Below are 9,461 nucleotides of genomic sequence, written 5' to 3' on the forward strand. Positions count from 1 at the left end.
CCCCCGGCCCCCCCCCCCCCCCCCCACGGCAGTGCGGGGCCGGTCAACCGGCCCCGTCGAGGGCGGCGAGCGCCTGCGCCCAGCGGACGTACTTCAGCTCGGCGAGGTCCGCCACGGTCTTGACCCCGAACGCCTCCTGGAGCAGCTCGCCGTCACGGTCGGAGACCCCCTTCAGTACCGCTACCGGGGCGGCCATGATCTCGGGCAGGCTCTTGTCCGCCCATGCCTTGTCCAGCACCTTGTCCAGGTCGATCGAAGCCATGTGTGACATCCTCCAGAACGCGGGGTCCGCCATGCGGACGGAACTTCTACAAACGTGTAGAAGCATATGGTCGCTCGGTGCGGGAACGGGCGCGCTCCGGGCCGAGGTGCCGGGAAAGGCCGAAAACGGGTCCCTGTGCCGTCCGATTTCGTGCCCCAGTCGCCCTCGGTCGTCCCCCGGTGCCGCTTGGCGTCCCGGCCCACGGGCCGGGGAAGGCGTCGGGCGGCTTTTTTGCGTCTCCTTTACAGTGGACGGAGAGGCAGGCGAGCCTGCTTCCAGCCACCGTCGTCGCAGGCGGTCCGTACGTCGTGAGAAGGAGCGGCGTCCCCTGATGGGTGAGCCTCCTGGTACCGCCCGTGCCCTGCCCCGTCCGCTGTCCGTGAGCGCGGGATCGGGGGCGGCACGATGACCGAGGTCCTGCTGCTCCTGCTGGCTCTCCTGCTCACCCTGGCCTGTGCGGTGTTCGTCGCGGCCGAATTCTCCTTGACCACAGTCGAGCGAAGCGACCTGGAACGCGCCTGTGAGGCCGGCGAGCGCGGTGCCGAGGGTGCGCTGAAGGCCGTACGCCGCCTGACCCTCCAGCTGTCCGGCGCCCAGCTCGGCATCACCGTGACCTCCCTGGTGATCGGCATGCTCGCCGAGCCGTCGCTCGCGGCGCTGCTGCGCGGTCCGCTCCGGGCGGCCGGTCTGGGCGGCGCCGCCTCGTCGGTGGCGACCGTGCTGGGCGTGGTGGTGTCCACCGTCGTGCTGATGGTCGTCGGCGAGCTGGTGCCCAAGAACTGGGCGATCTCCCGGCCGCTGGCGGTCGCCAAGGTGGTGGCCGGACCGCAGCGCGGCTTCACTGCCGCGTTCGGTCCGTTCATCCGGCACCTGAACAGCACCGCGAACCGTTTCGTACGCCGCATCGGTATGGAGCCCACCGAGGAGCTGGCCTCCGCCCGCAGCTCCGAGGAGCTGGTCGCGCTCGCCCGGCATTCGGCCGCCGAGGGGGCGCTGGAGGCGGATGCGGCCGACCTGTTCGTCCGTACGCTCCACCTGAGTGAGCTGACCGCGGAGAACGTGATGACGCCACGCGTCGATGTCAAGGCGCTGGAGGTGCACGCGACGGCCGCGGACGCCGCCAACCTCACCCACGCCACCGGCCTGTCCCGCTTCCCGGTCTACCGCGACAGTCTGGACGAGGTCGTCGGCACCGTGCACATCCGCGACGTCCTCGCCCTGGAACCGGAGCGGCGCGCCGTCACGCCGGTCACCGAGCCGGCCACCGAGCCTCTGCTGGTGCCCGACAGCCTCACGGCCGACCGGCTGCTGGAACGGCTTCGGGCGACCCGCACCATGGCCGTGGTCATCGACGAGTACGGCGGTACGGCGGGCGTGGCGACGATGGAGGACATCGTCGAGGAGGTCGTGGGTGAGGTCCGCGACGAGCACGACCCCCTGGAGACACCCGATCTGGTGCCCGCGCCCGCCACCGGGGACGGCCGTGCGGCATGGGAGGCGGACGGCAGCGTACGCATCGACCAGCTCGCCGGCATAGGACTCACCGCGCCCGACGGTCCGTACGAGACCGTGGCCGGGCTGATCGCCACCCGCCTGGGCCGCATCCCCGTCGAGGGCGACGCCCTCGCCCTCGACGGCTGGCGGCTGGACGTCCTGGAGCTGGAGCACCACCGCGCCGACCGGGTCCGCATCACCGAACCGGTCCGCGTCCCGGCGCAGCCGGGGGAGGAGCCCCGATGACCGCCCTCCAACTGACCATCGGCATCCTGATGGTGCTGGTCAACGCCTTTTTCGTCGGTGCCGAGTTCGCCCTGATCTCGGTGCGCCGCAGTCAGATCGAGCCCCGCGCCCACGCGGGCAACAAGCGGGCGCGGATGACCCTGCGGGGTCTGGAACACCTGTCCGCGATGATGGCCACCGCCCAGCTCGGCATCACCGCGTCCTCGCTGGTGCTGGGCGCGGTCGCCGAACCGGCCATCGCGCACCTGCTCGAGCCCGGCTTCGAGGCGGCCCGCATACCGGACGGCCTGGTGCACCCGATCGCGTTCGTCATCGCGCTCAGCCTGGCGACCTACCTGCACATGCTGATCGGCGAGATGGTCCCGAAGAACATCGCGCTGGCCGCTCCGGCCGCCACCGCGCTGCTGCTGGGACCGCCGCTGGTGGCCCTCACCCGCGCGCTCAAGCCGGTCGTCCTCGGCATCAACGCCTTCGCCAACGCCCTGCTGAAACTGCTGCGCGTCGAACCGAAGGACGAGGTCGCATCCGCCTTCACCGACGACCAGCTGGCCCGCATGGTCGTCGACTCCAGCGAGGCCGGCCTGCTCTCACCCGCCGACGGCGAACGGCTGCGCGACGCGCTGGAGCTGGGCACCCGGCCGGTGGGCGAGATCCTCGTCCCGGCCCGGCGGATGCACACCGTCGAGCACACCATCACCCCGGCGCGGCTGGAGCGGGTGGCGGCGGAGGCGGGCTACTCCCGGTTCCCGGTCACGGGCCGGGACGGCGGTCTCCTGGGGTACCTGCACATCAAGGACACCCTCGGTCGCACCGACCGCGACCAGCCCTTCCCACGGGGCGCGTTCCACCCGGTCACCCGGGTTCGCATCGACACACCGCTGGACGACACCCTCACCGCCCTGCGTGCCGACGGCAGTCACCTCGCCGCCGTCCTCGGCGAGGAGGACAAGGTGATCGGCGTCGTCACGATGGAGGACGTCCTGTCGGAGCTGGTCGGACCGGCGGCTCCGGCCACCGCGTGACCCCGCCCCCGGCCCGGTCGCCGGATGTCACGCTCGGTTACTATGCTCACTTCCTGTCGAAGGCACCAGGACTGATGCCGGCCGAGCTCCAGGAGTTTTCCGTGGATCATGAGGCTACCGGGTCGGGCGGCCTGGGAACATGCTGAGAAAGGTGACCGCGACCCGCTACCTCGCACTCCGGCGGCTCCGTCCCCGGCCTGTGCCGCGACGCGTCCTATCGGTGAATCCGGGGAGCCGCCCCCCACCACTCCGGGTGCTCCCGGTACCACTCCACCGTCCGCGCCAGCCCGGCACCGAAGTCGTGCCGCGGGCGGTACCCCAGCCGGCCGCGGATCTTCGACCAGTCCACCGAGTACCGCTGGTCGTGGCCCAAGCGGTCGGTGACGTGCTCGACCCGGTCCCAGCCGGCGCCGCAGGCCTCCAGCAGCAGGGCGGTCAGCTCGCGGTTGGTCAGTTCGGTACCGCCGCCGATGTTGTAGACCTCGCCCGGTGACCCGGCCGTGCGGACCAGCTCCACGCCCCGCACATGGTCGTCGACGTGCAGCCATTCGCGTACCTGGGAGCCGTCCCCGTACAGCGGGACCGTGCCGTCCGTCAGCAGGCGGGTCACGAACAACGGGATGATCTTCTCCGGGAACTGGTACGGCCCGTAGTTGTTCGAGCAGCGCGTCACCCGGACGTCCAGGCCGTGCGTGCGGTGGTACGACAGCGCCACCAGGTCGGAGGCCGCCTTCGACGCGGCGTACGGGGAGTTCGGTGCGAGGGGATGGCTCTCCGGCCACGACCCCTCGGCGATCGAGCCGTACACCTCGTCCGTCGACACGTGTACGAACCGCTCCGTTCCGTGCCGCAGCGCGGCGGACAGAAGTGTCTGGGTGCCGAGCACGTTCGTACGGACGAACTCGTCACCCCCGGCGATCGAGCGGTCCACGTGTGACTCGGCCGCGAAGTGGACGATCTGGTCGGCGTCCTTCACGAGTCCGCCGACCAGATCGGGATCACAGATGTCGCCCTGCACGAAGCGGAGCCCGGGGCGGTCCGCGACCGGCGCCAGATTCGCCCGGTTGCCCGCGTACGTCAGCTTGTCCAGGACGGTCACCACCACACCGTCCGCCGCCCCGCCCAGCACCGACCGCACGTAGTGCGAACCGATGAAACCCGCCCCGCCGGTCACCAGAAGGCGTGTGGGCACGACTGTCACAGGATGTGGAGTTCGGGGACGTACAGGATCCACTTCCCGCCCTGTTCGCGGAACGCGCGTTCCTTCTCGATGATTTCCTGCGCGTGGTTCCAGGCGAACAGCACCACGTACTCCGGATACGGCTGGGAGAATTCCTTCAGCGGTCGTACCGGAATGTGCGCGCCCGGCGTCAGCAACCCCTGTTTGGCGGGCGTGGAGTCATACACGGCCGGGATCAGGTCTGGCCCGAAACCGCCGTAGTTGGTGACCGTCGCGCTCTTGGCGGTCGCCCCGTAGGCCGCCACACGGGCACCCTCCTCGCGCAACCGGCGCAGCAGCGCGGCGAGTTCCTCGATGTTCCGCTTGACCTGCGTCGCGAACTGCTCCAACGTCGAGATCTCCGCAATCCGCCGCTGCGCCTCCTCCCGGATCAGTGCCTCCACCTGGCCCGACGGCGTCCGCGCGCCGGCCCGTGCGAGGGTGTAGCGGACCTCGCCGCCGTGCACCGGCAGCCGCTCCACCTCGACCAGATCGAAGCCGTAGCGCCGGGCCGCGGCCCGCACAGACGTCGCCGAGAACAGGTAGAAGTGCTCGTCGTAGATCTGGTCGAAGCTGGTCCGCTCGACCACGTCCCCCAGGTACGGGTCCTCGAAGACGAACACCCCGCCGGGCGCGAGCAACGCGTCCACGCCCCGGAACACCGAGTCGAGGTACGGGATGTGGCACATCGTGTTGGCCGCGTAGATCACCTGTGCCGGCCCCTCCGCGGCGGCGACCTCCCTGGCCAGCGACTCCTCGAAGAAGTCGACCCGCACCCGGACACCCTTCCCCGCGGCCACCTCGGCGACGTCGCGGGACGGGTCGACCCCCAGATGCCGCACGCCCCGCGCGGCAACCGTGCTCAGCATCGCCCCGTCGTTGCACCCGATCTCCACCACAAGCGGATCACCGTCGGGGCACTCGGTATCCAGCAGGCGGTGGGCGGTGCGGGTGAAGTGCTCACGCATCTTCACCGACATCGAGGAGTGGTACGGGTAGTCCGCGCGGAACATCCGCTCACGCGGCACCTCCTCCATCAGCTGCACCATCGTGCAACTGCGGCACACTCCCACCGCGAGCCGGTAGAAGAACTCCCCAGCGGTCTCCTCCGGACGGAGGAAACCATCGGAAAGCGGCTGGCTGCCGAAGTCGAAGAACTGGTGCACCGAGCCCTGGCAGATACGGCATGCAGTCATGGCGACGATACTGTCCGCCCCCTCTTGAAGGCAGCTAGAAGGCCGGTGGAAACTCCCTGTCGGTCGACCCGCCGTCCAGTGGGGATCGACGCCGACCCGGATTAATTTCCGGCGTCGCGTGCCACCCCCGGAGGTAAGGGCAGGAGAATCGCTGTGAAAGGCATCATTCTCGCGGGCGGATCCGGAACAAGGCTTCACCCGCTCACTCTCGCCACGTCGAAACAACTGCTGCCGGTCGGCGACAAGCCGATGATCTACTACCCGTTGAGCGCGCTGATGCTCGCGGACATCCGTGACATCCTCATCATCTCCACCCCCGCCGACCTGCCGCAGTTCCGGCGACTGTTCGGCGACGGAGCCGACTACGGACTCAACCTCACCTACTGCGAGCAGGCCGAACCCAACGGCATCGCCGAAGCGATCGTCATCGGCGCCTCCCACATCGGCGACGACCCGGTCGCCCTCGTCCTCGGCGACAACATCTACCACGGCCCCAGCTTCTACCAGGTCCTCGCCGACGCCCGCGCCGCCCTCGACGGCTGCGTGCTGTTCGGTTACCGCGTCGGCGATCCGCGCCGCTACGCCGTCAGCGAGGTCGACGACACCGGCCGACTGCTGTCCATCGAGGAGAAGCCCGAGCGCCCCCGCTCCAACCAGGCCGTCACCGGGCTCTACTTCTACGACAACGCCGCCGTCGACGTCGCCAAGAACCTGCGCCCCTCCACCCGCGGCGAGCTGGAGATCACCGACCTCAACCGCTGGTACGTGGAGCGCGGCCGGGCTCACCTCGTCAACCTCGGCCGCGGTTTCGCCTGGCTCGACGCCGGCACCCCCGAATCACTGCTCCAGGCCGGACACTACGTGTGCACCCTCCAGGAACGGCAGGGCATCCGCATCGCCTGCATCGAGGAGATCGCCCTGCGGATGGGCTTCATCACCGGCAGCCAGTGCCACCGGCTGGGCGCCCGCATCGCCCACTCCTCCTACGGCAAGTACGTCATGGCCGTCGCCGAGGAACTCGCCACCGCCTGACCCCCGTACGACGTCCGCCCGCCCCCTGGACCCTCGGGGGCGGGCGGACGTGTGCCGGCTGTCAGCGGCGGGTCACCTCGGCGTCGGAGCGCCGTCCCGCTCACCCGGCAGCAGGTCGCTGCGCAGCCGCACCGCCAGCTCCGCCGCCGTCGGATGGTCGAAGACCGCCGTCGACGGCAGCCGCAGACCGGTCGCCGTGTTCAGCCGGTTCCGCAGCTCCACCCCCATCAGAGAATCCAGGCCCAGCTGCTCGAAGGCCCGGTCCTCACCGACCGTCCTCGGGTCGGAGTGCCCCAGCACCGCGCTCAGATGGGTGCGCACCAGATCCGTCAACATCCGCGTCCGGTCCTCCTCCGACAGCGGCGTGAGCCGAACGCGCAGCTCCTCGGGACCCGGCTGCTCGGCCACCGCAGCGACCGGCTCCGACAGGGGACGCGCCGGGGCCTGGACCAGCTCCCGCAACACCGCAGGCAGCCGCTCGCCCTGATCGCGCAGTGCCTGCTCGTCGAACGGCGTCGCCACCACCACGGGCTCGGCCAGCACCCGCCCCCGGTCGAACAGCTCCATGCCCCGCTCGGTGCTCAACGGCACCAGACCACCACGGGCCATCCGCTCCAGGTCCGCCGCACCGAGATGACCGGTCATCCCGCTCTCCTGCTCCCACAGCCCCCACGCCAGCGACACCGCCGGCAGCCCCGACGCGGTCCGCTCCTGGGCGAGCGCGTCGAGGAAGCAGTTCGCCGCCGCGTAGTTCGCCTGTCCCGGCGCACCGGTCACCCCGGCGTACGAGGAGTACAGGACGAACTCGGCCAGGTCCAGATCCCGAGTCAGCTCGTGCAGATTCCGGGCCGCGTCCACCTTCGGCCGCAGCACCCGGTCCAGCTGCTCCGGCGTCATCGCCGTGACGATGGCGTCGTCCAGCACACCGGCCGTGTGCACCACGGCCGTCAGCGGATGCTCCACAGGCATGCCCGCGAGCAACCCGGCGAGCTGCTCCCGCTCCGACACATCGCACGCCGCGACGGTCACCGTGGCCCCCAGGCCCCTCAGCTCCCCGGCGAGTTCCTCGGCACCCGGCGCCCGTGGGCCGCTCCGGCTGGCCAGTACCAGATGCCGCGCACCGTGCTCACGCACCAGATGACGCGCCGCCTCCGCACCGAGCGCACCCGTCCCACCGGTGATGAGGACGGTGCCGTCCGGATCCAGGGGCGCCGGAATCGTCAGGACCACCTTTCCGACGTTCCTCGCCTGCGCCAGGAACCGAAACGCCTCCTTGGCCCGTCGGATGTCCCGCACGGTCAGCGGCAGCGGCGTCAGCACACCCCGGTCGAACAGCGCCAGCACCTCGGCGAGGATCTCCCGCATCCGCTCCGGATCGGCGCCCGGCGTCCCCGGCTCCGTCCGCGCCAGCGTCGTCAGGTCGTACACGTGATACGTCACACCCGGACGGTCCGCCTCGACCCGCGCCTTGTCCCGGATGTCCGTCTTCCCCATCTCCAGGAACCGCCCGCCCCCCGGCAGCAGCCGCAGCGACGCGTCGATGAACTCACCCGTCAGCGAATTCAGTACGACGTCCACGCCCGCACCGCCGGTGGCCTCCAAAAACTCGGCCTCGAAAGCGGTGGTCCGCGAGTTGGCGATCCGCTCCCGCGGCACGCCCAGCTCCCGCAGCGTCTCCCACTTGCCGGGACTGGCCGTCGCGAACACCTCGGCGCCCAGATGCCGGGCCAGCTGGAGCGCGGCCATCCCGACCCCGCCGGCCGCAGCGTGGATCAGTACCTTCTCACCGGGGCGCACCCGGCCGAGGTCCACCAGCCCGTAGTAAGCCGTCAGGAACACCACCGGCACGGCGGCGGCCTGCGCGAACGACCAGCCCTCCGGCATCCGCGCCACCAGCCGGCGGTCCGCGACCGCCCGCGGCCCGAACGCCCCGTCGAAGTAACCCATCACCCGGTCGCCCACCGCCAGGTCGGTGACCCCCGGACCGGTCTCGACCACCACTCCCGCACCCTCGGCGCCCATGGTGACGTTCCGCTCGGGAACCATGCCGAGTGCGATCAGTACGTCCCGGAAGTTCAGTCCCGCTGCCCGTACGGCGATCCGCACCTGGCCCGCCGCGAGCGGCTCCGCACCCTGGGGCCACGGCACCACGGCCAGGTCGTCCGGCGCCCGATGCGTTCCCGGCACCAGCCGCCACGGCTCCCTCCCCTCCGGCAGCGCCGGCTCGGGCGGGACCGCCCCGGTGATCCGGGGCGCCAGCACCGCGCCGTCGCGCAGCGCCACCTCCGGCTCGCCCGAGGCCACGGCCGCCCGCAGCGCCCGCACGGAGTCCTTCCGGCCGTCCGTGTCCACCAGGACGATCCGTCCGGGGTTCTCCGTCTGCGCACTGCGCACCAGACCGCGCGCAGCGGCCAGCGCCGGGTTCACCCGCTCGTCCTCACCGGCGGCCACGGCTCCCCGCGTGAGCAGGACCAGCCGGCTCGCGGGATGACTCGGGCCCGTCAGCCAGGTCCGCAGCGTGTCGAGGAGCCGGGGCAGCTGACCGGCGGAGAGGAACTCCGCCGGGGCCGGCGCGCTGAGCGCCAGCACCGCGGTGACCGGGTCCGCGGTGGGGAGGGAGGCCAGGTCGGGGTGGAGGGAGTACGGCTCGGTGAGGACGTCGTCGTCTGCGGACGCCGCGACGAACGCCCAGTCGGACGGGTCGGGTCCGGCCGCCTCACCGCTCACCGGCGTCCAGGTCAGCCTGTGCAGGCCAGGGTTCTCCGGCGCGGCGGGCCGCAGGGCCACGCCCTCGATGTGCGCGAATACCTCGCCGTCGGCATCGACCAGCGTGACGCTCCCCGTGCCGGCGTCCACATGCGCCTCCACGAGGCCGTTCGGCGACGGCTGCCGGTACAGGCTGATGCCGGTGAAGGTGAAGGGGAGGTGGGTGCCGGTTGTGGGGTTGTTGAGGGTGGTGTGCAGGAGTGGGTGGAGGGCGGCGTCGAGGA

At 71.1% G+C, this 9,461-nt stretch carries 7 protein-coding genes; 3 read left to right on the forward strand and 4 right to left on the reverse strand.

Annotated elements, in window-relative coordinates; translation table 11 throughout:
• Positions 1–43: 43 nt before the first annotated feature.
• Entirely contained in the window at positions 44–262 is a 219-nt protein-coding gene (locus tag ACFWVE_RS33945) for a hypothetical protein (RefSeq protein WP_384022773.1), read from the reverse strand.
• Between the two features lie 405 nt (positions 263–667).
• On the opposite strand from ACFWVE_RS33945, the gene ACFWVE_RS33950 reads away from it, so the two are divergent.
• Complete coding sequence (locus ACFWVE_RS33950) at positions 668–2,002, forward strand: hemolysin family protein (protein ID WP_384022776.1); 1,335 nt, start codon at positions 668–670, stop codon at positions 2,000–2,002.
• Complete coding sequence (locus tag ACFWVE_RS33955) at positions 1,999–3,024, forward strand: hemolysin family protein (RefSeq protein ID WP_384022779.1); 1,026 nt, start codon at positions 1,999–2,001, stop codon at positions 3,022–3,024. Before ACFWVE_RS33950 ends, ACFWVE_RS33955 begins: the two co-directional genes overlap by 4 nt.
• Positions 3,025–3,238: 214 nt before the next feature.
• Here the strand turns inward: ACFWVE_RS33955 and rfbB are convergent, their stop codons facing one another.
• Both rfbB and ACFWVE_RS33965 read right to left on the reverse strand, forming a co-directional pair.
• Positions 3,239–4,216 carry a dTDP-glucose 4,6-dehydratase gene (gene rfbB / locus ACFWVE_RS33960; RefSeq protein ID WP_384022782.1) on the reverse strand — a complete coding sequence of 326 codons (978 nt, stop codon included), beginning with the start codon at positions 4,214–4,216 and terminating at the stop codon, positions 3,239–3,241.
• Positions 4,217–4,221: 5 nt separating this feature from the next.
• A complete protein-coding gene (locus ACFWVE_RS33965) occupies positions 4,222–5,439 on the reverse strand; it encodes a methyltransferase domain-containing protein (protein ID WP_384022786.1) in 1,218 nt (405 codons plus the stop codon).
• Between the two features lie 153 nt (positions 5,440–5,592).
• On the opposite strand from ACFWVE_RS33965, the gene rfbA reads away from it, so the two are divergent.
• Complete coding sequence (gene rfbA, locus ACFWVE_RS33970; RefSeq protein ID WP_384022789.1) at positions 5,593–6,471, forward strand: glucose-1-phosphate thymidylyltransferase RfbA; 879 nt, start codon at positions 5,593–5,595, stop codon at positions 6,469–6,471.
• A gap of 72 nt (positions 6,472–6,543) precedes the next feature.
• Here rfbA and ACFWVE_RS33975 read toward each other — a convergent pair.
• The coding region (locus ACFWVE_RS33975) for an SDR family NAD(P)-dependent oxidoreductase (RefSeq protein WP_384022792.1) at positions 6,544–9,461 on the reverse strand (2,918 nt) is incomplete at its 5' end.

It is taken from the genome of Streptomyces sp. NPDC058632, from assembly GCF_042717095.1.
Taxonomy (GTDB): domain Bacteria; phylum Actinomycetota; class Actinomycetes; order Streptomycetales; family Streptomycetaceae; genus Streptomyces.

Excerpts from the sequence above, each read along its gene's own strand:
- ACFWVE_RS33945 (WP_384022773.1), bottom strand. The coding sequence starts at position 262 with ATGGCTTCGATCGACCTGGACAAGGTGCTGGACAAGGCATGGGCGGAC.
- ACFWVE_RS33950 (WP_384022776.1), top strand. The coding sequence starts at position 668 with ATGACCGAGGTCCTGCTGCTCCTGCTGGCTCTCCTGCTCACCCTGGCC.
- ACFWVE_RS33955 (WP_384022779.1), top strand. The coding sequence starts at position 1,999 with ATGACCGCCCTCCAACTGACCATCGGCATCCTGATGGTGCTGGTCAAC.
- ACFWVE_RS33965 (WP_384022786.1), bottom strand. The coding sequence starts at position 5,439 with ATGACTGCATGCCGTATCTGCCAGGGCTCGGTGCACCAGTTCTTCGAC.